At 65.4% G+C, this 22,740-nt stretch carries 18 protein-coding genes; 12 read left to right on the forward strand and 6 right to left on the reverse strand.

Going from position 1 to position 22,740, the window contains the following annotated elements; genetic code table 11:
* Positions 1-96: 96 nt before the first annotated feature.
* From BSY18_RS14585 to BSY18_RS14595, 3 genes are all read left to right on the forward strand, one after another.
* A complete protein-coding gene (locus BSY18_RS14585) occupies positions 97-471 on the forward strand; it encodes a GFA family protein (RefSeq protein WP_171900243.1) in 375 nt (124 codons plus the stop codon).
* 148 nt (positions 472-619) lie between these two features.
* Positions 620-1,213, forward strand: a complete 594-nt coding sequence (locus BSY18_RS14590; RefSeq protein ID WP_069050995.1) for a TIGR00730 family Rossman fold protein — start codon at positions 620-622, stop codon at positions 1,211-1,213.
* A gap of 16 nt (positions 1,214-1,229) precedes the next feature.
* On the forward strand, positions 1,230-2,201 hold the full coding sequence (locus BSY18_RS14595) for a phytoene/squalene synthase family protein (protein ID WP_442856560.1): 972 nt from the start codon (positions 1,230-1,232) through the stop codon (positions 2,199-2,201).
* Here the strand turns inward: BSY18_RS14595 and BSY18_RS14600 are convergent, their stop codons facing one another.
* Complete coding sequence (locus BSY18_RS14600) at positions 2,202-2,636, reverse strand: hemerythrin domain-containing protein (RefSeq protein ID WP_069050996.1); 435 nt, start codon at positions 2,634-2,636, stop codon at positions 2,202-2,204.
* Positions 2,637-2,797: 161 nt separating this feature from the next.
* Between BSY18_RS14600 and BSY18_RS14605 the strand changes: the two genes are divergently transcribed.
* From BSY18_RS14605 to BSY18_RS14630, 6 genes are all read left to right on the forward strand, one after another.
* Positions 2,798-3,925, forward strand: coding sequence for an efflux RND transporter periplasmic adaptor subunit (locus BSY18_RS14605; protein ID WP_083231478.1), 1,128 nt, complete (start codon positions 2,798-2,800; stop codon positions 3,923-3,925).
* 31 nt (positions 3,926-3,956) lie between these two features.
* Positions 3,957-7,037: an efflux RND transporter permease subunit gene (locus BSY18_RS14610; RefSeq protein WP_069050998.1), complete on the forward strand. Its 3,081-nt coding sequence runs from the start codon at positions 3,957-3,959 to the stop codon at positions 7,035-7,037.
* 190 nt (positions 7,038-7,227) lie between these two features.
* On the forward strand, positions 7,228-7,761 hold the full coding sequence (gene msrA / locus BSY18_RS14615) for a peptide-methionine (S)-S-oxide reductase MsrA (RefSeq protein ID WP_069050999.1): 534 nt from the start codon (positions 7,228-7,230) through the stop codon (positions 7,759-7,761).
* Between the two features lie 106 nt (positions 7,762-7,867).
* Positions 7,868-8,731: a UTP--glucose-1-phosphate uridylyltransferase GalU gene (gene galU, locus BSY18_RS14620; RefSeq protein WP_069051000.1), complete on the forward strand. Its 864-nt coding sequence runs from the start codon at positions 7,868-7,870 to the stop codon at positions 8,729-8,731.
* 77 nt (positions 8,732-8,808) lie between these two features.
* Entirely contained in the window at positions 8,809-9,120 is a 312-nt protein-coding gene (locus BSY18_RS14625; protein ID WP_054135069.1) for a hypothetical protein, read from the forward strand.
* Between the two features lie 122 nt (positions 9,121-9,242).
* Positions 9,243-9,788 carry a hypothetical protein gene (locus BSY18_RS14630; RefSeq protein WP_069051001.1) on the forward strand — a complete coding sequence of 182 codons (546 nt, stop codon included), beginning with the start codon at positions 9,243-9,245 and terminating at the stop codon, positions 9,786-9,788.
* 213 nt (positions 9,789-10,001) lie between these two features.
* Here the strand turns inward: BSY18_RS14630 and metK are convergent, their stop codons facing one another.
* A complete protein-coding gene (gene metK / locus BSY18_RS14635) occupies positions 10,002-11,219 on the reverse strand; it encodes a methionine adenosyltransferase (RefSeq protein ID WP_054135067.1) in 1,218 nt (405 codons plus the stop codon).
* 75 nt (positions 11,220-11,294) lie between these two features.
* Positions 11,295-12,830, reverse strand: a complete 1,536-nt coding sequence (gene lnt, locus BSY18_RS14640) for an apolipoprotein N-acyltransferase (protein WP_069051934.1) — start codon at positions 12,828-12,830, stop codon at positions 11,295-11,297.
* Positions 12,831-12,958: 128 nt separating this feature from the next.
* On the opposite strand from lnt, the gene BSY18_RS14645 reads away from it, so the two are divergent.
* Positions 12,959-13,663: a hypothetical protein gene (locus BSY18_RS14645; RefSeq protein ID WP_054135065.1), complete on the forward strand. Its 705-nt coding sequence runs from the start codon at positions 12,959-12,961 to the stop codon at positions 13,661-13,663.
* A 174-nt stretch (positions 13,664-13,837) separates the two neighbouring features.
* Positions 13,838-14,893, forward strand: a complete 1,056-nt coding sequence (locus BSY18_RS21615; protein WP_269466022.1) for a sigma-54 interaction domain-containing protein — start codon at positions 13,838-13,840, stop codon at positions 14,891-14,893.
* A 148-nt stretch (positions 14,894-15,041) separates the two neighbouring features.
* Here BSY18_RS21615 and BSY18_RS14655 read toward each other — a convergent pair whose 3' ends face one another.
* Complete coding sequence (locus BSY18_RS14655; protein ID WP_054135089.1) at positions 15,042-15,713, reverse strand: glutathione S-transferase family protein; 672 nt, start codon at positions 15,711-15,713, stop codon at positions 15,042-15,044.
* A gap of 256 nt (positions 15,714-15,969) precedes the next feature.
* Between BSY18_RS14655 and BSY18_RS14660 the strand changes: the two genes are divergently transcribed.
* Positions 15,970-16,509, forward strand: a complete 540-nt coding sequence (locus tag BSY18_RS14660) for an outer membrane protein (protein WP_069051003.1) — start codon at positions 15,970-15,972, stop codon at positions 16,507-16,509.
* 110 nt (positions 16,510-16,619) lie between these two features.
* On the opposite strand, the gene gltB is transcribed toward BSY18_RS14660, so the two are convergent.
* Positions 16,620-21,143 carry a glutamate synthase large subunit gene (gltB, locus tag BSY18_RS14665; protein WP_069051004.1) on the reverse strand — a complete coding sequence of 1,508 codons (4,524 nt, stop codon included), beginning with the start codon at positions 21,141-21,143 and terminating at the stop codon, positions 16,620-16,622.
* On the reverse strand, positions 21,140-22,585 hold the full coding sequence (locus BSY18_RS14670; protein ID WP_431521351.1) for an NAD(P)-dependent oxidoreductase: 1,446 nt from the start codon (positions 22,583-22,585) through the stop codon (positions 21,140-21,142). Before BSY18_RS14670 ends, gltB begins: the two co-directional genes overlap by 4 nt.
* Positions 22,586-22,740: the final 155 nt, after the last annotated feature.

Raw genomic sequence — 22,740 nt, forward strand, 5'->3', positions numbered from 1 at the left:
ATGATGCACTATCCCGCTTCCCCTCCACCACCCGCTGCGCGGGCGGTCCCCCTCCCCCAGCAAGCTGTGGGAGGATTTGAGAACGGAGCAAATATCATGCACACCGGATCATGCCTCTGTGGTGCGATCATCTTCACCGTCTCGGCCCCGCTCAAGGGCCCGGATGCGTGCCATTGCGGGCAGTGCCGCAAGCAATCTGGGCATTACTGGGCCTCGACCGACGTCAAGCGCAGCGAACTTGCGATCACCGGCGCGGGCCATATCCGCTGGTACCAGTCGAGCCCCAAGGTGCGGCGCGGATTCTGCGGTACCTGCGGCAGTTTCCTGTTCTGGGACCCGCCACAGCGCGATTCGCTGGCGGTGGCGATGGGCGCATTCGATGCGCCGACTGGCACGCACCTGCACGTTCACATCTTCACCGCGGATCAGGGCGATTATTACGACATCGCCGACGGCCTGCCGCAGGAGTGAGCCCGAGTATGTGAAATGATCGGCTCCCCTGCGAAGGCAGGGGATCGAAAAACACTGTGCCGCTGCCAATTCGCCTTTGCGCCGGACCTGTCGAAGGCTAAGCGATCTTGCAGAATGCACACCTCCGATTGATCCGGGAACCTTTACCATGACCGCCCCCTTCAAGCGCCTGGCCATCTATTGCGGCTCCGCCACGCCCTCCGACCCCGTCTATATCGAGAACGCCCGCATGGTCGGCGCGACGCTCGCCGGGCGCGGGATCGGCGTGGTTTATGGCGGCGGGCGGCTGGGGCTGATGGGCGCAGTGGCCGATGCCGCGCTCGATCTGGGCGGCGAAGTGATCGGCATCATCCCCGAAGCTCTGGTCCAGGCCGAGGTCGCGCACCAGGGCTGCACCGAGCTGCACGTCGTCCCCGGCATGCACGCACGCAAGCAGAAGTTCACCGATCTGGCCGACGGCTTTGTCGTGCTGCCCGGCGGGGTCGGCACGATGGACGAATTGTGGGAGGCGATCAGCTGGTCGCAATTGGGCTATCACACCGATCCGGTCGGCCTGCTCAACATCAACGGTTTCTATGATCAGCTGATCGCCTTCAACCGCCACATGATCGAGGTCGGCTTCATCCGCCCGCAGCATGCCGACATCCTGATCGTCGACGAGACGCTCGACGGGCTGCTCGACAAGATGGAAGCGTACCAGCCGCACCGGACGATCTTCGCGATGACGGCGGATGATCTTTGAAGGATCGGGCGGGGCTGTGACTCCTTCCCCCACCCCCACCCCAACCCCTCCCCTCAGCGGGAGGGGCTTTGATCGCGCCGCCCTCGTCGCCTACGCCCGCGATTCGATCGCGCGCGGCTCCAAATCCTTCGCGCTCGCCTCGAAGCTGTTCGATGCCCCCACCCGCGAGCGCGCCTGGCTGCTCTATGCCTGGTGCCGCAAGTGCGACGACCTCGCCGACGGGCAGGACATGGGCCATGGCATGAGCGCGGTCACCGATGCGCACGCCCGCGTCGCCTATATCCGCGAACAGACCCAGGCTGCGCTCGCAGGCGCGCCGACCGACGACCCGGCCTTCGCCGCGCTGGCGGTGGTCGCTGCCGAGTGCCGCCTGCCGCACCGCTATATCTTCGATGTCATCGACGGGTTCGATCTCGACGCGCAGGAATGGCGCCCGCGCAGCGCAAACGACCTTTACCAGTATTGCTATCATGTCGCAGGGGCCGTCGGGCTGCTGATGGCGATCGTGATGGGGGTCGATCCCGAGGACGACGCCACGTTAGACCGCGCCTGTGATCTGGGGCTGGCGTTCCAGCTCGCCAATATCGCGCGCGACCTGTCCGAGGACGATTCGGTGGGGCGCTGCTATCTGCCGATGGAGTGGCTGGCAGAGATGGACATTCCGCCGGGCCAGCACATGAAACCCTGGCTTCGCTCGCAGCTGGTGCCGCTGGCGGCGCGGCTGGCGGATCGGTCGGAGGCGCACGAGGCATCGGCGCGGGTGGGGGCGGAAAAGCTGCCGTTCCGCGCGCGCTGGGCGGTGCTGGCTGCAGCGGGAATCTATGGCGACATCGCCCGCGAGGTGCGCCGCCGCGGCGCGCAGGCCTGGGATCACCGGGTGATCACCACGGGCGGGCAGAAGATCGGCTGGCTGGTGCGCAGCGGCTGGCAGGCGGCATCGCGTCCCGATCCGGTCAGCCGCGAGGGGCTGTGGACCCGGCCGCGCTGATCAGGCCGCGCGCGTCGCGGCAATCTGCTCGGCGAGCGGGTAGATCTCGCGGTGCTCCATGTCGATCCGCTGCGCCAGCGCCGTAAACACCTCGGCCGATTCGCTGCGGAACCGGGCCTGCTGCGCGAGCAGCACATCAGCGCGCTTCCAGCGATCGACAAAGTCCAGGAACACATCGGCCAGCCCGCCCATCTCGCGCCATGCGCGTTCGCCAATCTCCGCTGTGCGCGGGTGGCTCGACTTGCGCAGCGCCGGATAGAGAATCTCGTCCTCCAGCGCGAGGTGGATGCGCAGGATGCCGGTCAGCCGCGCCAGCATGAGCGTGATTTCGACCGCGCCGGGGCGGTCTGCGATGTGGGTGGACCGGGACTGGATGTCCTGAACGATGGCCAGACAGGCTTCATGCTGGGATTTCAGTTGAGCGGTGCGCCACATGGTGCGGTTGGTCCCAAAGGCAACTCCGGCAGGAGTGCGGTCACCAGAGCTAGCCAGACGTGCTTAACAATCTGCTAACCCCTGCCGGGGACTTCAGTTTCTCGCGGATCATCCCAAGGTTGACGCTTGCCAGCCAAACTGGTTGCATATAGAAACCCAATATGCGCTTTCCTTCCCCTGTCGCCGCCAGAATGACGCTGGGCCTGTTGCTGTCCTGGGCCGCGCTGTCGCTGGCCTCCTGCTCGGAAGAGAAATCCGCCTCGGCCGCTTCGGGCAGCGAGAAGGTCTATCCGGTGACGCTCGCGATCGTGCAGCCGGCGGCGACATCCAAGACCATCACCGCCGCCGGAACGGTGCGGTATCGCTACGAGACGCCTTTGGGCTTCACCAGCGCGGGCAAGATCGCCAGCATCCGGTTTGAGGAGGGCGACCGGGTGGTGCCGGGCGCGCTGATCGCGGCGCTCGATGCGACCCAGGTCAATTCCGGCCTCGAAAGCGCACGCGCCGAGCAGCAGCGCGCGCAGGCAGAGCTTGGCCGTTTCCAGCAGCTGTTCGAAAAGGGCTGGGTCACCCGCGCCCAGCTCGAGCGCAGCGAGGCAGCGGCGCGCGCGGCAACCGCGCAGGTGAGCAACGCAGGGTTCGCCAGCGGCACATCGCGGATCATCGCGCCATCGGGCGGGATCATTCTGGCGCGCACAGCAGAACCGGGCCAGGTGGTCGCTGCCGGCACGCAGATCGTGGTGCTGGGCGAAACCAGCGGCGGCATGGTGCTGCGCGCGCCGATGATCGACAGCGACATCAGCCGCCTCACCCCCGGAATGCCCGCGCAGGTGACGCTGTCTGGCCTCGCCGAAGGGGTGATCGAAGGCACGATCAGCGAGATCGACGCCCGCGCCAACCCGACCTCCGGCGCGTTCGAGGTGACCGTGGCGCTGCCCGCCAATCCCGGTCTGCGCTCGGGCCAGATCGGCACCGTGCAGTTCCGCGTCGCCGCCCAGCCGCAGGACACCGGCCTCGCCATCCCCGCGAGCGCAGTGTTCAACGTCCGCGCAGGCGAAGGCTTTGTCTATCTGCTCGACGCCAAGGCCAGCCGGGTGCGCGCGCGCGCGGTGCAGATCGGCAGGATCGATGACCGCCAGCTGGTCATCACCGGCGGGCTGAAGCCCGGCGACCGGATCGTGGCGAGCGGGCTTGGCCTGCTGGTCGATGGCGCACGGGTCAAGCCGCTGGCGACCCGCCAGCCCAGCCGGACCCGCCAGCCCGCGCCCGCCCCCATGACGGCCCGGTGACGCCTCCGGTGCAGACAGACCGACGCGCGCCATGAACCTTGCCGCCTTCACGATCAGCCGGTGGCAGCTCAGCCTGGTGGCGTTCATGCTGCTCGCCGCGCTGGGGCTCACCTCGCTGTTCACCATCCCGCGCTCGGTCGATCCGCATTTCCCGATCCCCGTGGTCACCGTGATCATCGCGCTGCCCGGCGCCGATGCCGCCGATATCGAGCAGACCATCGCCAAGCCGGTCGAGGAGGTGCTGCGCGGGATCGACGACATCGACGAGATCCGCACCGGAATCACCGACGGCTTCGTGACCATCACCACCGAATTCGACTGGAACGGCGACCCCGACCAGTATTTCAACGATGTCGTGCGCGAAGTCAGCGCGATCCGCAACCAGCTGCCCGAGGGCATCACCGAGCTGCGCTACCGCAAGGCGCGCACCACCGAGGCAGCGGTTCTGCAGCTCGCCATGGTCAGCGAGACCGCCAGCTGGCGGCGGATGCAGAAATATGCCGAGGATATCCGCGATACCTTTGTGCGCTATCCGGGTGTGCGCAACACGGTGATCGACGGCCTGCCCCAGCCCGAGGTGCAGGTCTCGATCGACAGCCGCCGCCTCGCCGAATTGGGGCTTCCACCCTCGGCCATCGCCGATGCGCTGCGCCGCGGCGGGGCGGAGCTTCCGCCGGGCGCGGTGGAGAGCGCCGGGCGACGCTTCAACGTCGAGGCCGGCGGCGCCTATCGTGATCTCGAAACCATCCGCAACCTGCCGATCCGCGCGGGCAACGGCACATTGCTGCGGATTGCCGATGTCGCCACGGTGGACTGGGGCAGTGCCGAGCAACTGTACATCACCCGCTTCAACGGCAAGCGCGCGATCTTCCTATCGATCCAGCAGAAGGATGGCTACGACGTCATCCGGCTGCGCGATTCCCTCGATGCCGAGCTCAAGCGGCAGCAGGCGGGCTTCCCGCCCGATATCCGGCTGGAGCAGATCTTCGACCAGAGCCGCGACATCGAATATCGCCTGCGCGAGCTCACCCGTGACTTCTCGATCGCATTGTTCCTGGTCATCTTCACTTTGCTGCCCTTGGGCTGGCGCGCCTCGGTTATCGTGATGATCTCGATCCCGCTGTCGCTGGCATCGGGACTGCTGGCGATCAGCGTGATGGGGTTCAACTTGAGCCAGCTCGCGGTCGCAGGCTTCATCGTCGCGCTGGGTTTGCTGGTCGACGATTCGATCGTGGTGACCGAGAACATCTCGCGGCACCTGCGCATGGGAAAGCGCCGGTCGATCGCGGCGATCGACGCGACGCGCGAGATCACGCCTGCGGTGCTCGGCTCGACCGGCGTCTTGATCTTCGCCTTCACCCCTCTGCTGTTCCTGCCCGAAGGCGCGGGCAAGTTCACCCAGTCGTTCATCTACACTATCATCTTCACGGTGTTCGCCTCTCTGGTGATCTCGCTGACGATCATCCCGTTCCTCGCCAGCCGCATTCTCTCGCGTGACGAGGACCCTGAGGGCAACGCGATCCTGCGCTGGCTGACCCACCAGATCGAACGATTGTACCGCCCGATCCTGCACCGCGCGCTGGACAAGCCGCGCCAGACTTTGTGGGCATCGATGGCGCTGACGCTGTCGGCGTTCGCGCTCATCCCGGTGCTGGGCTTCAGCCTGTTCCCTTATGCCGACACCGCCTATTTCCGGGTTACCGTCGATGCCGAGCAGGGCAGCGGGGTCGCCACCACTGATGCGCTGGTGAAGAAGGCCGAGGCGGTGCTGGCGCGCGAGGATGCCATCAAAGTGCGCGCCACCAATGTCGGCAGTTCCAACCCGCAGGTGTTCTACAACGTCTTCGCGCTCGATCAGCGGCCCAATTTCGGCGAGGTCTTCGCGGTGATGGATCGCTGGGATCCGAAGCAAAGCCCGCAGATGGTGCAGCGCATCCGCGAGCGGCTCGAGGCGATTCCCGGCGCGCGGTTCAATGTCGAGCTGTTCCAGAACGGCGCCCCGATCGCATCGCCCGTGGCACTGCGGCTGACCGGCGAGAATCTGGAGACGCTGCGCAGCCTGGCCGCGAAGATCGAGACGATCCTGCGCGCGACCCCCGGGGCGCGCGACGTGATCAACCCCGTTGCCACCAACGGCATCGATCTCGACGTCGGACTGGACGAGGCCAAGGCGGCGATGCTCAACATCGCGCCGGGCGAAGCGCGCCGCGCGGTCCGGCTGGCTTTGTCGGGCGAGAACGCTGCAGCCTTCCGCGATGAGGAGGGCGACAGCTACCGCGTCGTCGTGCGCCTGCCGCTCAGCGGTTCGCAGCCGATTTCCGCGCTTGACCAGATCTATGTCGCCAGCCGCACCGGCGAGGCGATCGCGCTGTCGCAGATCAGCACCCCGCGGCTGGAAAGCGTGCCCCCGCAGATCCAGCGCTATCAGCTCGAACGCTCGGTCACGATCACCGCCAATGCCCAGCCAGGCGCGCTGCCTTCGCGAATCAGCCAGCAGGCGATGGACAAGGTGGCCGAGCTCAAGCTGCCGCCGGGCTATCGCGTATCGGCAGGCGGCGAGGCAGAGGCGATCGCCACCGTGTTCGGCGGGCTGGGACCGATCATCCTGATCGCCCTGTTCGGCATCTTTGCGGTACTGGTTGCCGAATTCGGCCGTTTTCGCGAGACGATCGTGGTGGCAGGCGTCATCCCGCTGGGCACCTTTGGCGGTTTCGTCGCGCTGTTCGTCACGGGTGCGTCGCTGAGCTACATGGCGATCATCGGCTTTGTCGCCTTGGTCGGGATCGAGATCAAGAATTCGATCCTGCTGGTCGATTTCACCACCCAGCTGCGCCGCGAGGGCATGGGGTTGCGTGCAGCGATTGAGCGCGCGGGCGAGGTGCGCTTCCTGCCCGTGCTGCTGACCTCGGTCACAGCCATCGGCGGGCTGCTGCCGCTGGCGATCTTCGGCGGATCGCTCTATGCGCCGCTCGCCAGCGTGATCATCGGCGGGCTGATCTCGTCGACACTGCTGTCGCGCATCGTCACCCCGGTGATGTACCTGCTGATCGCGCGCGGCGGCGAGAAGGACGATGATGCGAAATCGGCGGCGGCGGCGCCTGTTGCCGGTTGAGGAACTTGTGCAGCGAGCATCGCGCGCTATCTAAAGCTCACACTCTCTCCCCTCCCGCATGCGGGAGGGGCAGGTCCGGCTTCCCGGGCCGGGGTGGGCCTGTAAGCACGAAAGTCTGCTCAGGCCCACCCCGGCCTTCGGCCACCCCTCCCGCAAGCGGGAGGGGAGAATTGAAAAGGAACGATTTCACATGACGCAACAAACCGCCATCATCGCCGGAGGCTGTTTCTGGTGCACCGAGGCCGTGTTCAACGACGTCATCGGGGTGAGCAAGGTGGAAAGCGGCTATATCGGAGGTACGGTCGCAAACCCGACCTACAAGGCGGTGTGCGCAGGCACGACCGGCCATGCCGAGGCGATCCGCGTCACCTTCGATACCGAGCAGCTAAGCTATGCCGACCTGCTCGACATCTTCTTTGCGACGCACGATCCCACGCAGCTCAACCGCCAGGGCAATGACGTCGGCACGCAGTACCGCTCGGCGATTTTCCCGCTTGATGCCGCGCAGCAGGTCGAGGCGGAAGCCGCGATGAGCCGCAACCAGCCCAACTGGCCCGCGCCGATCGTCACCACCATCGAGGAGGCGACCACCTGGTATCCGGCCGAGGACTATCACCAGGAATACTGGAATGGCGAAGGCCAGCGCAATCCCTATTGTCTCGCCGTCATCCCGCCCAAGTTGCAAAAGTTGCGCAAGAGCTTCGCCGCACGGGTCAAGGGCTGACCCTGCCCGGCCTGCACTCTCCCGCCGACGCGGCACTGTCGCCTTGACAGTGCCGCACCGCGCTGCAAGGCAGGGCGTCGTCGGGGTGTAGACAAAAGGATACGACGTGAAGCCCATCCGCAAGGCTGTGTTCCCGGTGGCCGGTCTCGGCACCCGCTTTCTGCCCGCCACCAAGGCAATCCCCAAGGAGATGCTGCCGGTCGTGGACATCCCGCTGATCCAGTATGCAGTGGACGAGGCCCGCGAGGCGGGGATCGAGCAGATGATCTTCGTCACCGGTCGCGGCAAGAGCGCGATCGAGGACCATTTCGACATCGCGTACGAGCTCGAGCACACCATGCGCGAACGTGGCAAGTCGCTCGATGTGCTCGAACCCACCCGGCTTGGCCCCGGCAATTGCGCCTATGTGCGCCAGCAGGAGCCGCTCGGGCTGGGCCATGCGATCTGGTGCGCGCGCGACATCGTCGGCGACGAACCATTCGCGATATTCCTGCCCGACGAGTTCATGGTCGGATCACCCGGCTGCATGAAGCAGATGGTCGATGCCTATGCGAGCCTCGGCGGCAATCTGATCAGCGTGCTCGAGGTGCCGCGCGAGGCGGTTTCGAGCTATGGCGTGATCGCTCCGGGCAAACAGGACGGCGCGATCACCGAAGTGACCGGGCTGGTCGAAAAGCCCAGGGTCGAAGACGCTCCGTCCAACCTCATCATTTCAGGCCGCTACATTCTGCAGCCAGAGGTCATGCAGACGCTGAAGACGCAGGAAAAGGGAGCAGGCGGCGAAATCCAGCTGACCGACGCCATGGCGCGGATGATCGGCACCCAGCCGTTCCACGCGGTGACCTTTGCCGGCAGGCGCTATGACTGCGGATCCAAGGCGGGCTATGTCCAGGCGAACATCGCCATCGCGCTGGAGCGTGAGGACATCGGCGCGGAGATTCGCGCCTTTGCGCTCGACCTGCTGAAATAGCGGTTCAGCATCGGCTCAGCCGGGCTATAGCAGGCAGGCGCGCGGGCGCTCGATCTGCGCGCCGGAGGGTCGAATCGATGAAATTCCTGTATCCGCTCGTGTTGCTGGCGCCGCTTGCGCTCTCTGGCTGCATCGCCAGCGCCGTGGGTGCGGTGGTCACCGCCCCGGTCAAGATCGTCTCCAAGGGCGTCGACCTTGCCACCACCAGCCAGTCGGAAGCCGACGAGAACCGCGGCCGCGCGATGCGCAAGGCGGAAGAGCGGCTGGGCAAGCTGCAGCGCCAGCGCGACAAGGCGCTGCGCAAATGCGATGACGGCGACGAGCGCGCCTGCGCCGATGCGCGCAATATCCAGGACCAGATCGACGAGGAGCGCGACCGCTTCAACTGAGCCGCCGGCAATCCGGTCTGGCACGCACCGCGGCACTGGTCACGAATCGCTGAAGCCGATATGGGCAGAGCCGCGCCGCTTCGGTTCAAGGCGGCAGCGTTGATGAAAGGCCTCGATTTCCCATGGATGGACAGCAGCTTTTTTTCCTGATCGCCGCACTGGTGGTCGTCGCGATGATCGTCATCTGGGCGCTGGTCGGGCGCAGTGGTGGCACCGGACACCACGACGCCGGGCATGATCACGGCCATGGCCACGACGATCATGGCCACGGCGCGGTCGAAGCTCCGCCTGCGATCGTCCCGACGATGGGCGCAGCGCTCGATCCCACGGTCGCACCACTCTCCACCGCCGATGTCGACGCCCAGATCGCTGCCCAGGCCCAGGAAGCCCAGGCGAGCGGCACGCCGCGGATTGCCGCTGCCATCGGCGAGCCCGACGACCTGCGCAAGATCAAGGGCATCGGCCCCAAGCTGAACACGCTGCTCGGCGAACTTGGCGTGTCGCGCTATGACCAGATCGCAACCTGGACCGCCGCCGATGTCGCCGAGGTCGATCCCTATCTCGGCACCTTCAAGGGCCGCATCACCCGCGATGCCTGGATCGAACAGGCCGGCTTCCTCGCCAAGGGCGATATCGCCGGGTTCGAGGCGAAGTTCGGCAAGCTTTGAGGTTCATCCTCGCCGGGACGGGACCATCTTCGTCACCCTGAACTTGTTTCAGGGCCCATTTCTCCGGATTGTGGCTTCGGCTCTTGGGGGCACGATGCGTCCTGGAACAAGTCCAGGATGACGGCAACAGGCCGGGTCACCTGCCGGTGAGCAAACAAAAAGGGCCGGGTCATCGCATGATGACCCGGCCCTTTTGTGTTCAGTTCGAAAAGATCAGGCCAGAGCGGCCTTCAGCTTGTCGGCCAGGTCGGTCTTCTCCCAGGGGAAGAAGTCGCCTTCAGGCTTGCGGCCGAAGTGACCATAAGCAGCCGACTTCTGGTAGATCGGCTTGTTGAGGCCCAGATGCTCGCGGATGCCGCGCGGCGTCAGGCGAACGAGCTGCGGCAGAACTGCCTCGATCTTGTCGTCGGCGACCGTTCCCGTGCCGTGCGTGTCGACATAAAGCGACAGCGGCTCGGCGATGCCGATGGCGTAGGACAGCTGGATGGTGCAGCGGCGCGCAAGGCCGGCTGCGACGATGTTCTTGGCCATGTAGCGGCTGATATAGGCAGCCGAACGGTCGACCTTGGTCGGGTCCTTGCCCGAGAACGCGCCGCCACCGTGCGGCGATGCACCGCCGTAGGTGTCCACGATGATCTTGCGTCCGGTCACGCCGGCATCGCCATCGGGGCCGCCGATTTCGAACGATCCGGTCGGATTGACGTAGATCGCGGTTTCATCGGTGATGAAGCCTTCGGGCAGAACCTTGTGCATCACGGCGACGACGTGGTCGTACAGCTTCTTGTACTTGTCCGCATCGCCCTTGCCTTCGTGCCAGAAATAGCCCGGAGCGTGCTGGGTCGAGACGACCAAAGCGGTGGCGCGCACCGGCTTTTCGTCTTCATACGCCAAGGTCACCTGGCTCTTGGCGTCGGGCTCGAGGAAATCGACGACCTTGTTGTGACGATCGTGCGCGAGCTGCTCGAGGATCTTGTGCGAATAGTCGAGCGTTGCGGGCATCAGGTCTTCGGTCTCGTCCGACGCATAGCCGAACATGATTCCCTGGTCGCCTGCACCTTCGTCCTTGTTGTCCTTGGCATCGACGCCCTGCGCGATTTCCGAAGACTGGCCGTGCAGGTGGTTTTCGAAGCTGAAGGTTTCCCAGTGGAAGCCGTCCTGCTCATAGCCGATGCGCTTTACGGTGGCGCGAACGGCCTGCTCGATCTCTTCCTTGGCACCCGGTGCCCATTCGCCGTTTTCGTAGACGCCCTTGCAACGGATTTCTCCGGCAAGCACGACGCGCTGGGTCGTGGTCAACGTTTCACATGCAATGCGTGCATAGGGATCCTTGGAGAGGAACAGGTCGACGACGGCGTCGGAAATCTGGTCCGCAACCTTGTCGGGATGGCCTTCGCTGACGGATTCGGAGGTGAAGAGGAAGCTCTTGCGCATGGGTCGCCTTCTTGCTGGGGCATGCCGGAAAACCCCCCGGCAGGCACATATAAAGAATTCCTTATATGATCGCCCTTAACGACGGAATGCGCGCAGTGCAACCGCCAACAGCAGCAGCACGCCCGCAAACGCCAGCGGCACAAGGTTGCCCCACAAGGCAAACGGGGTCGGGCCGTGTGGGCGCGGCAGCATCGCATCGATATGGCCCGCGCTTTTGTGCGCGATGCTGTGGAGCAGCCGGCCATCGGCATCGATCACCGCCGAAATTCCTGTGGGGGTCGAGCGGATCACCGGCACGCCCTCTTCCAGCGCGCGCAGCCGCGCCTGCGCCAGATGCTGCGGCGGGCCCCAGGATCCGAACCAGGCATCGTTGCTGGGGTTGAACACATAATCGGGGCGGTTGGCGGCATCGACCACCTCGCCCGAGAAGATGATCTCGTAGCAGATCTGCAGCCCCATCCGCCCGAATGATCCGAGATCCAGCGTCTGCGCGCCGGGTCCGGGCGTGAAGCCGATCGTGCCGGGGACCAGCCGCGACAGGCCGATCTGGCCGAGGATCTCCTCATAAGGCAGATACTCGCCCCCGGGCACCAGATGGCTCTTGTCGTAGCTGCCCAGGATCTCGGCCTGGCTGGACAGCGCGAACACGCTGTTGGCCGAAGCGATCGGCTGGCCGTTGCGGTCGAAGTCCAGCTTGACCCCGCCGGTGACCAGCAGGTCGCCATCGTTGACAGTGCGAGCAAGCCGTGCGCGCACGCCCGCGGCGGTTTCCGGGTACATGTATCGGCGCGGATACCCGTCCTCGAGAAAGTCCTCGATCGCAGCCTCGGGCCAGAACACGATGCGCGGGCCAGCGGCCTTGCGATCGATGGTCTGCCGGGTCAGCCGACCAAAATTGCGCGCGGATTCGACCGGGTCGTATTTCTGGCTCTGGTCGTTGTTCGGCTGGACCACGGTGATCGGCGTATCGCTGAAGCCTGCGTTGCCGAACTGAGCGAGCCAGCCCGCGCCGGTCACCGCGCCGACGCCCGCCAGTATAGCCACCGCCGCGATGAACTGCCTGCGCGTGAGCAGCCATACCGCGCCCGCGGCCAGCACCACCAGCGCGCCAAGGCCATAGGTGCCCACCAGCCGCGATGCCCAGCCCGCCTCGAGCGCGGCCACACCCAGCGGGTTCCAGGCAAAGCCGGTGAAAACCCAGGCGCGCATCCATTCGGTAACCAGCCACAGTCCGGCAAAGGCGAGGACGAACGCCGTGTCTGCGCTGCGCTCCTCGCCTCGCGCCAGCCATCTGGCGAACAGCGCCGCAAATCCCGGGAACAGTGCCAGGTAGAGCGACAATCCGACCACCGCGACCCAGCCCAGCCAGGCCGGCATCGTGTCCTGATAGGTGAAGGCATGCGCGATCCAGTTGAGGCCGATGCTGAACTGCCCCACCGCGAAGAACCAGCCACGCGCAAACGCGCCGCGCTTTGAAGGTGCGCTGGCGATCAGGTGGATCAGCACCGCATAAGCGATCAGCGTCACCGGCCACAGCCCCAAAGGCGCAAAGCCGGTGGCAGACAGGGCGCCAGCCAGCAGCGCGAACGATCGGGGATGACGCAGGATCATGGCGGCAAGCCTATGCCCGGCCTGCGATGCGCTGACAATCGGCGTTGCAACGCGGCTGTCATATCGTGGCGGGATGCCTCGCGCGAAATCAGGTGACAGCATCGGGGCGGGTGCGCATAAGCGGCAGCATGAAAAGCCTGTTGCTGCTGCTGAGCCTGCAAACCGCCGCCGTTCCGGCTGCCCCCGCCGCCCCTGCGCCCGCGCCCGTTTCGGCTCCTGCGCTGACACCGGCGCAGCGCGAGGACCTGACCTGCGCGGCGGCGTTTGCAATCATCGCATCCGAACAGGCGCGCGGCGTGACCTCTGCGCTCGCCTATCCCACCCTGGTAGTGCGCGGCCGCAGCTATTTCGTCGCCACCGCCGAGCGGATCGTCACGGAGACCGCGACGGACGACGACGCGGTTGGGCTGGCACTTACCCGGATCGTCGAGGACCTGCAGGCCCAGGCGGCACAATCCAACGATCCGGCGGGCGTGGTCGATGCCATCATGACCCCGTGCCTTGCCAAGCTCGACGCTGCGGTGCCGCTGCCGCCGCCGCCCTCGATGCTGCAATGCGCGATCTATCTGCAGCTCGCCTTTGACGAGGTCGCTGGCCGCGAAGGCGATTCGGCGACCGCACGCGATCTCAAGACTCTGGCCACGGTGCTCGAATCGCGCGCGCGCGACGAGATGCGCGACGAAGGCCTCAGCGGCAACGAGGCCGACCGGCGCTTCATCGAGACCCGCGAGGCGATCGACGCGCGCGAAAAGGCCCGCGCGCCCGACGACGATGCCACCGATGTCGATTTCGAGCATTGCTTTACGCTCGCCAAGCCCGCCGAAAAGCGCTGATCTGCGGCGGTTGCCGCGCGTCCGGATCTGGCACAGCCCCCGCCTGCCCCCTGTCAAAAAATTGGCGTAATCTGTCACCCGGGCTGACGGCTTTACGCATCGTTAACGAATTACCCCTAAATCGTTAACCCAAGGCGGTAACGACCGCCATGAATGGAAAACGGGGCAAATTACATGGAAACGCTGGACGCACTGGCAATGGCAGACATGATCGTGGGCAACAGCACCGCGATCCGCGAAATTCGCGGTCTGGTCCGTTTCGCCGCAGAAACCCGCGCTTCCGTGCTGATCACCGGTCCTTCGGGCACCGGCAAGGAGCTGGTCGCACATGCCCTGCACCGCGCATCGTCGCGCGCCGCATCACCCTTCATCGCGGTCAACAGCGGCGCCATCCCGCGCGAACTGATCGAATCGGAACTGTTCGGTCATGAAAAGGGCAGCTTCACCGGCGCCATGGCGCGCCGCATCGGCCACTTCGAAGCCGCCAACACCGGCACCCTGTTCCTCGACGAAATCGGCGAGATGCCGCTCGACATGCAGGTCCGCCTGCTACGCGTGCTGGAGGACCACAAGGTCCGCCGCATCGGCAGCAACGACGACGTCAACGTCGATGTCCGCCTGATCGCGGCGACCCACCAGTGCCTGGAAAGCGCAATTGCCGAAGGCCGGTTCCGCGCCGACCTTTTCTACCGGCTCAACGTCCTGCCGATCGAACTCCCTGCGCTGGCAGACCGGGTCGAGGACGTGCCGATGCTGGTCCAGCATTTCCTGTCGCGCGGCTTTGCCAGCGACAACCCCCCGGTGTTCACCGACGAGGCGCTCGCCATCCTGATGGCGCACGACTGGCCGGGCAATGTCCGCGAGCTCAAGAACCTGGTCGAGCGCGCTGCCGTGTTCTTCCAGGGCATCGAAGTGGGCACCGACCAGATGGCGATGCTGTTGCGCCCCGCCCGCTCGGCGCGCGCCGCAATCGCCGCACCGGTCGCGGTCGAACTGCCCGAAAACGTGGTCGCGCTGGCCGCGCCGATGGCCCCCACCCCGCGCTTTGCCCGTCCGATGGACCTGCGCGAGCATCTGCAGAACGAAGAAAAGCGCGTCCTGATCGAAGCGCTCGAATCGACCGGCGGCGTGGTCTCGGCCGCCGCCCGGCTTGTCATGCTGCAGCGCACGACCTTTGTCGAAAAGATGAAGCGCTACCAGATCGGCCGCGAAATGGCGCTGAGCGCGTAAGAACGAGCCTCTCCCCTCCCGTTTACGGGAGGGGTGGCTGAGCCGAAGGCGAAGACGGGGTGGGCCTGCGCCAACGTCGTGCTTTCAGGCCCACCCCGGTTCAGCAAGCTGAACCTGCCCCTCCCGCAGGCGGTAGGGGAGATTCTCTTTAAAAATCCGCTTCTTCGTAGTGCGAGGGCGGCTTGATCACTTCCATCCGTTCGGCCAGCAGCGGACGAAAGGAAGGCCGGGATTTGAACTTCCGGTACCAGTCGGCGGTCTGGGCGTGCGCCAGCCAGTCGATCCCGCCGAGATAATCGGCAATCGAGATATGCGCAGCAGCGGCCAGGTCTGCCAGGCTCATCGTCGCGCCGCCGATCCACGCATTATGGTCGAGCAGATAGTCGATGTAATCGAGGTGGGTGTTCGCCAGCCGCATCGCCTCGCGCAGCACCCGGCCATCGGGCGGCTGGCGATAGATCAGCCGCTTGCGCATGCGTTCGTGCATCAGGGGCGCAACGACATCGCCGAAGAACTGCTCGTCGAACCACGCCACCAGCCGCCGGATCTCGGCGCGGTTGTCGGCGGACCCGTTGATCATCGGGTTCTTCTCGACCGTTTCCTCGAAATACTCGCAGATCGCCCAGCTGTCGCACAGGGTCTGGTCGCGATCGCGGTGGCGCATCACCGGGGTGCGCCCGGCGGGGTTCATGTCGAGAAATTCGTCGCGCTGTTCCCAGGGTGATTCGCGCACCAGCTCATAGCCGATACCCTTTTCCCCCAGCAGCAGCCGGACTTTTCGCGAAAACGGACACAAGGGAAACTGGAACAACTGCCACATGGCATTATCCATGCCCCAGCAACAGGCAGGCGTCCACAGCCGCGAACGGGCGAGCACTCATTTTCCCGGTGGAAAAAACCGATGCGCGAAAAGCGTCCGCCAGAAATCGCGAAGATGAACAGATTGTCATTTTATTACGACCAACCGCAGCAATCTGTCGATTGACAGCATCTTTCGTTCAGCTTGTAGTCCGCCTTGGCAGTCTAACCGGGTGGGGCGTCGGCGTTGAACCCGACGTCCAATGAAGGACACAATAATGAAGAAACTCTCCCCCATCAAACTCGCAGCCTTTGCAGCCTTTGCTGCGGCACCCTTTGCCCTGTCGGCGCCCGCAATGGCGCAGGACGCGCCCCAGACCGAAGTCTATGTCGGCGCGCAGGGCGGCTATCATGACCTGGGCAACAACCCGCTCGGCAAGGACGGCAGCCCGATCTATGGCCTGTTCGCCGGTGTCGACGTTCCCGTCGGCCCGACGCTGATCGTCGGTGCCGAAGGCAACTTCAACCTCGGCTCGGGAATCATCGACAGCGAATATGGCGCCACCGGCAAGATCGGCGTGCGTGTTGGCCAGAGCGGCCAGATCTTCGCGCGCGGCGGCTATCAGTGGGTCGATGTCGACGTTCGTCGTGCGACCGGCGTGAATGCCCCGGCCGGCTTCGATGACACCAGCGGCGACTATCTCGTCGGCGTCGGTGCCCAGTACAAGATCGGCGCCAACACCGCGCTGCGCGTCACGGCCGACACCCTGGGCTTCGACACCACCCGCGTAACCGGCGGCCTGGCGTTCAACTTCTGAGCGACGGCCTGCTGACCGCTATCGGGTAACCGACAGCGGCTCAAAACAGACCCCGCCTGCAGCCCTTTCCCCAAGGCTGCAGGCGGGGTTTCTGTTTGGGGTGCAGGTGCCTATTCGGCTGCTTCCATCGCCACCGCATCGCTGAGCGGATGGGCCAGCCGGGTGAGCATCTCCTTGGGGCAGACCTGCCAGAATTGCGGCAGATAGCGATCCCAGTTGCGCAGGATCTCCTGTGCCCACTGGCTGTCGGTGCCCTCGATATGCGCAGCGATCAGCCCCTTGAGCCGGTCTTCCCAGTGCGCGCTGTCGATCCGCTGCCACACGATTGATTCGGGATTGGCCTGGCCGGAGAAGCGATCATGCCGGTCGAGCACGAACGCCATGCCGCCGGTCATGCCTGCGCCGAAATTGCCCCCGGTCTCGCCCAGGATCACCGCGGTGCCGCCGGTCATGTATTCGCAGCCGTTCGCGCCGCAGCCTTCGACCACCACCTCGGCGCCAGAGTTGCGCACCGCAAAGCGCTCGCCCGCCTGGCCCGCGGCGAACAATTTGCCCGCCGTCGCGCCATAGAGCACAGTGTTGCCGATGATCGTGTTGGCATGGCTGACCAGAGGCGAGCTGACCGTGGGCCGCACGATGATCGTGCCCCCCGACAGCCCCTTGCCGACATAGTCGTTGGCATCGCCGAACACTTCCAGCGTGATCCCCTGGCACAGGAACGCGCCCAGCGACTGGCCCGCAGACCCGCGCAGCCGGATGCGGACATGCCCCTCGTCGAGCGCCTTCATCCCGTAGATTCGCGTGATCTCCGCCGACAGCCGGGTGCCGACCGCGCGGTGCGTGTTGCGCACATTGTACGTCAGCTGCATTTTCTCGCGCCGTTCGAACACGGGCTTGGCATCCTTGATGATCAGCGCATCGAGGCTGTCGGGCACCGCGTTGCGCCAGGTGTCGAGGTTGAACCGGCGCTGGTCGCTGGCGACATCCACCTTGGCGAGGATCGGGTTGAGATCGAGATCGTCGAGATGCTCGGCGCCGCGGCTGACCTGACGCAGCAGGTCGGTGCGGCCGATGATCTCGTCGAGGCTGCGGAAGCCCAGCCGCGCGAGAATCTCGCGCACTTCCTCGGCGATGAAGGTCATCAGGTTGATGACCTTTTCAGGCGTGCCGGTGAACTTGGCACGCAGCCGCTCGTCCTGCACGCACACGCCCACCGGGCAGGTGTTCGAATGGCACTGGCGCACCATGATGCAGCCCATCGCCACCAGCGAGAGCGTGCCGATGCCGAACTCTTCTGCCCCCAGGATCGCCGCGATGACGACATCGCGCCCGGTCTTGAGCCCGCCATCGGTGCGCAATTTGACACGGTGGCGCAGGCCATTGAGCGACAGAACCTGATTGGCCTCGGACAGCCCCATTTCCCACGGGGTGCCGGCATATTTGATGCTGGTCTGCGGGGACGCTCCGGTGCCGCCGACATTGCCCGAGACCAGGATCACGTCGGCATGCGCCTTGGCGACGCCGGCAGCAATCGTGCCGATGCCCGCAGCCGACACCAGCTTGACGCACACGCGCGCATTCGGGTTGATCTGCTTCAGGTCATAGATCAGCTGCGCCAGATCCTCGATCGAATAGATGTCGTGGTGCGGCGGCGGGCTGATCAAGGTCACCCCGGGGGTCGAATGGCGCAATTTGGCGATGTATTCGGTCACCTTGAAGCCGGGCAGCTGCCCGCCCTCGCCGGGCTTTGCCCCTTGCGCGACCTTGATCTCGATCTCCTCGCACGCGCCGAGATATTCGGCGGTGACACCGAAGCGGCCCGAGGCGATCTGCTTGATGCCCGAATTGGCGTTGTCGCCATTCTCGCGCGGCGAGAAGCGCTCGGAGGCCTCGCCGCCCTCGCCCGACACCGCCTTGGCGCCGATGCGGTTCATCGCGATCGCCAGCGTCTCGTGCGCCTCGGGCGACAGCGCACCCAGCGACATGCCGGGCGTCACGAAGCGCTTGCGGATCTCGGTGATTGCCTCGACCTCGTCCAGGGCCACCGCCTTGGGCGCGTAGTTGAACTCCATCAGATCGCGCAGATACACCGGCGGCAGCTGGCGCACGCCTTCGGCGAACTGGAGGTATTGCGAATAGCTGTCCTTGGCGACCGCGGTCTGCAGCAGGTGCATCAGGCCGGCGGAATAGGCATGCGCCTCGCCGCCATCGCGCTGCTTGTAGAATCCGCCGATCGGCAGCCGCGCGACATTGCTGTCCCACGCCGCGTCGTGGCGCAACTTGGCGTTGAGGTGCAGCGAGGCATAGCCTTCGCCCGAGATCTTCGAGGGCATTCCGGGGAACAGGTCGTTGACCAAAGCGCGGCTCAGCCCCACTGCCTCGAAATTATAGCCGCCGCGATAGCTCGAGATCACCGCGATGCCCATCTTGGACATGATCTTGAGCAGGCCCTCGTTGATCGCCTTGCGATAGTTGGCGATGCAGGTGTCGAGCGACAGCGCGCCGCACAGGCCGCGCGCCTGCCTGTCGGCGATCGAGAGCTCGGCCAGCCAGGCGTTGACCGTGGTCGCGCCCGCGCCGATCAGCACCGCGAAATGGTGCGTGTCGAGGCACTCGGCTGAGCGCACGTTGATCGACGAATAGGCGCGCAGCCCCTTGCGCACGAGGTGGGTGTGGACGGCGGCGGCGGCCAGGATCATCGGTACGCCGATCTGGTCCTCGTTGGCGGTCTCGTCGGTCAGGAAGATCTCGGTGCTGCCTTCGCGCACCGCCTGCTCGGCCTCGTTGCGGATCCGCGAGATCGCGCTGCGCAGCTGCTCGGGGCCGCCATCGGCGGGGAACACGCAATGGATCTCGGCGACGTTCGATCCGAAATCGGCCTTCAGCCGCAGCCAGTCGGCATTGGTCAGCACCGGGGTGTCGAGCACCAGCACGCGCTCGTTCTGGCTGTCCTGCTCAAGGATGTTGGCAAGGTTGGAAAAACGCGTCTTCAGGCTCATCACGTGCCGCTCGCGCAACGAATCGATCGGCGGGTTGGTGACCTGGCTGAAGTTCTGGCGGAAGAACTGCGCGATCGGGCGCGGCTTGGCGCTGACCACAGCAAGCGGCGTATCATCGCCCATCGATCCGATGGCTTCCTTGGCGTCCTCGGCCATCGGCGCAAGGATCGTCTCCATGTCCTCGATGGTGAGGCCGGCCGCAACCTGGCGACGGGTGAGTTCGGCGCGGGTCATGTCGGGCAGGCTGTCGGCAGCTGCGGGCGGCAGGTCGGAGAGCTGGCGGAAGCCCTTGACCAGTTCGCGGTAGGGCTGCTCAGCGGCGATCCGGTCCTTGATCGCACGGTCGTGGTAGAAACGACCCTCGTGCAGATCGACCGCGATCATCTGGCCCGGGCCAAGACGGCCCTTCTCGACGATGCTGCTTTCGGGCAGCACCACCATTCCGGTTTCAGACCCGATCACCAGCAGGTTGTCGTTGGTGACCGAATAGCGCAGCGGACGCAGCGCGTTGCGGTCGACCCCTGCGACCGCCCAGCGGCCATCGGTCATCGCGAGCGCCGCCGGGCCGTCCCACGGCTCCATGACGCTGGCCATATATTCGTACATCGCCTTGTGCTCGGGCGGCAGCACCTGGTCGCCCTGCCAGGCCTCGGGCACCAGCATGATCTTGGCGGTCGGCGCCTCGCGGCCGGAGCGGCAGATCGCCTCGAACACCGCGTCCAATGCAGCCGTATCCGACGCACCAGCGGGGATCACCGGCTTGATGTCCTCGCTGTTCTCGCCGAACGCAAGGCTCGCCATCTTGATCTCGTGGCTCTTCATCCAGTTCTTGTTGCCGCGGATGGTGTTGATCTCGCCATTGTGCGCAAGGCAGCGGAACGGCTGCGCCAGCCACCATTGCGGGAAGGTGTTGGTCGAATAGCGCTGGTGGAAGATCGCGATCCGGCTCTCGAAGCGCGGATCGGTGAGATCAGGATAGAACACCGACAGGCTCTCGGCGAGGAACAGCCCCTTGTAGATGATCGACCGGCACGACAGCGAACAGACGTAGAAGTCGTTGATCTGCGCGGCGATGACCTTGTTCTCGATACGCCTGCGCACGAGGTACAATTGCTTTTCGAACTCGGCGACGTTCTGCTCGTCGGGCATCGGCCCTGCGATCATGATCTGTTCGATCTCGGGCCGGGTGCGCTGCGCCTTGTCGCCGATCACCGAGATGTCGACCGGCACCTGGCGCCAGCCATAGATGGTATAGCCTGCCTCGATGATCTCGCTCTCGACGATCGTGCGGCAGGTTTCTTGCGCCTGCAGATCGGTGCGGGGCAGGAAGATCATGCCCACGGCGAGCTTGTTGGGGAGCACCTTGTGCCCCGAATCGGCGATCGCATCGTCGAAGAAGCGCACCGGCAGATCGACATGCAGGCCGGCGCCGTCGCCGGTCTTGCCATCGGCATCGACCGCGCCGCGGTGCCACACCGCCTTCAGCGCATCGATCGCGCTTTCGACCACGCGCCGCGAGGGCTTGCCATCGGTCGCCGCGACCAGCCCGACACCGCAGGCATCGGATTCATAGTCGGGCCGGTACATGCCCTCGCGGGCGAGACGTTCGTGTTCGGGAGTGGGATAGTGTGTCATGCGGCCACTTTCTCGCCCTTGGCTGCAACGGTCGTGCGCGCCTTGGCCTTCAGATATTTGTGCATATGTTCGGCGACATCGCGTCCGTCGCGGATCGCCCAGACCACCAAAGATGCCCCGCGCACGATGTCGCCAGCGGCGAACACCCCGTCGAGGCTGGTCATCATCGTCTTGTGATCGACCCGCAGCGTGCCCCAGCGGTTGACCGACAGCTCGTCGCAGCCGAACGCGCCTGGCAGATCCTCGGGATCGAAGCCCAGGGCCTTGATCACCAGATCGGCGGGGACAGAAAAATCGCTGTCGGGATCGGGCTCGGGGGTGCTGCGGCCCGAGGCATCGGGCGCACCCAGCCGCATCCGGCTGGCGCGCACCGCGCTGGCGTGCGGCGTGCCTTCGACCGCGACAGGCCCGGACAGCCAGACGAACTCGACGCCTTCTTCCTCGGCGTTCAAAACTTCGCGCTGCGAACCGGGCATGTTGATCCGGTCGCGGCGGTAGAGGCATTTGACCGACGCCGCGCCCTGGCGGACCGCGGTGCGCACGCAATCCATCGCGGTATCGCCGCCGCCGATGACGACGACGTTCTTGCCTTGCGCATTGAGCGCGCCGCTGTCGAATGCGGGGACATCATCGCCAAAGCCCTTGCGGTTGGAAGCGACGAGATAATCGAGCGCCGCCACCACGCCATCGGCGCCGATTCCGGGCACCTTGATGTCGCGCGCCTTGTACACGCCGGTGGCGATCAGCACCGCGTCATGACGCTCGCGCAGCTCTTCCATGCTCGCATCACGCCCGACGTCGAAGCCGTTGTGAAACACGATACCTGCGTCCTCGAGCCGCTTGACCCGGCGCATGACCACGTCCTTTTCGAGCTTGAAGCCGGGGATGCCATAGGTCAGCAGCCCGCCCGCGCGATCGTAGCGGTCATAGACATGGACATCATAGCCGCCCATGCGCAGATACTCCGCCGTCGTCAGCCCGGCAGGGCCTGCACCGATGATGCCCACCGACTGGCCGCGCGGACGCCCGACGGCGACCGGTTCGACCCACCCCTGCTCCCAGGCGGTATCGGTGATGTACTTTTCGACCGAACCGATGGTCACCGCGCCGTGGCCGGAGAATTCGATCACGCAATTGCCTTCGCAGAGGCGATCCTGCGGGCAGATGCGACCGCAGATCTCGGGCATGGTCGATGTCAGGTTCGACATCTCGTACGCCTCGCGCAGCCGGCCTTCTGCGGTCAGCCGCAGCCAGTCGGGGATGTGGTTGTGCAAGGGGCAGTGCGTCGAGCAATAGGGCACGCCGCATTGCGAGCAGCGCGCGGACTGCTCCTGCGCGGCGTGGCCATCGAAACGATCCGAGATCTCGTCGAAATCCTCGGCGCGCGCGTCGGCAGCGCGCTTGGGCGGGTATGACTGGTCGAGATCGACGAACTTGAGCATCGCCAGCTTTTCCGCTGCCATGGCCGCAGCCTGGGTTGCGCCGTGCGGTTGCCCGTTTTCCGGTTGTTCTGCCATATCCTACCTGTCGCGCTGATGGTTAGTCGGCGGCAGGGCTATGCGCCCGCCGCGATTGCCGCAGCTTTAGGTCATCGGAT

It is taken from the genome of Blastomonas sp. RAC04 (assembly GCF_001713435.1).
Classification (GTDB): Bacteria; Pseudomonadota; Alphaproteobacteria; order Sphingomonadales; family Sphingomonadaceae; genus Blastomonas; species Blastomonas fulva.

Excerpts from the sequence above, each read along its gene's own strand:
- BSY18_RS14585 (WP_171900243.1), top strand. The coding sequence starts at position 97 with ATGCACACCGGATCATGCCTCTGTGGTGCGATCATCTTCACCGTCTCG.
- BSY18_RS14590 (WP_069050995.1), top strand. The coding sequence starts at position 620 with ATGACCGCCCCCTTCAAGCGCCTGGCCATCTATTGCGGCTCCGCCACG.
- BSY18_RS14600 (WP_069050996.1), bottom strand. The coding sequence starts at position 2,636 with ATGTGGCGCACCGCTCAACTGAAATCCCAGCATGAAGCCTGTCTGGCC.
- BSY18_RS14605 (WP_083231478.1), top strand. The coding sequence starts at position 2,798 with ATGCGCTTTCCTTCCCCTGTCGCCGCCAGAATGACGCTGGGCCTGTTG.
- BSY18_RS14610 (WP_069050998.1), top strand. The coding sequence starts at position 3,957 with ATGAACCTTGCCGCCTTCACGATCAGCCGGTGGCAGCTCAGCCTGGTG.
- msrA (WP_069050999.1), top strand. The coding sequence starts at position 7,228 with ATGACGCAACAAACCGCCATCATCGCCGGAGGCTGTTTCTGGTGCACC.
- BSY18_RS14625 (WP_054135069.1), top strand. The coding sequence starts at position 8,809 with ATGAAATTCCTGTATCCGCTCGTGTTGCTGGCGCCGCTTGCGCTCTCT.
- BSY18_RS14630 (WP_069051001.1), top strand. The coding sequence starts at position 9,243 with ATGGATGGACAGCAGCTTTTTTTCCTGATCGCCGCACTGGTGGTCGTC.
- metK (WP_054135067.1), bottom strand. The coding sequence starts at position 11,219 with ATGCGCAAGAGCTTCCTCTTCACCTCCGAATCCGTCAGCGAAGGCCAT.
- lnt (WP_069051934.1), bottom strand. The coding sequence starts at position 12,830 with ATGATCCTGCGTCATCCCCGATCGTTCGCGCTGCTGGCTGGCGCCCTG.
- BSY18_RS14645 (WP_054135065.1), top strand. The coding sequence starts at position 12,959 with ATGAAAAGCCTGTTGCTGCTGCTGAGCCTGCAAACCGCCGCCGTTCCG.
- BSY18_RS21615 (WP_269466022.1), top strand. The coding sequence starts at position 13,838 with ATGGAAACGCTGGACGCACTGGCAATGGCAGACATGATCGTGGGCAAC.
- BSY18_RS14655 (WP_054135089.1), bottom strand. The coding sequence starts at position 15,713 with ATGTGGCAGTTGTTCCAGTTTCCCTTGTGTCCGTTTTCGCGAAAAGTC.
- BSY18_RS14660 (WP_069051003.1), top strand. The coding sequence starts at position 15,970 with ATGAAGAAACTCTCCCCCATCAAACTCGCAGCCTTTGCAGCCTTTGCT.
- gltB (WP_069051004.1), bottom strand. The coding sequence starts at position 21,143 with ATGACACACTATCCCACTCCCGAACACGAACGTCTCGCCCGCGAGGGC.
- BSY18_RS14670 (WP_431521351.1), bottom strand. The coding sequence starts at position 22,585 with ATGCTCAAGTTCGTCGATCTCGACCAGTCATACCCGCCCAAGCGCGCT.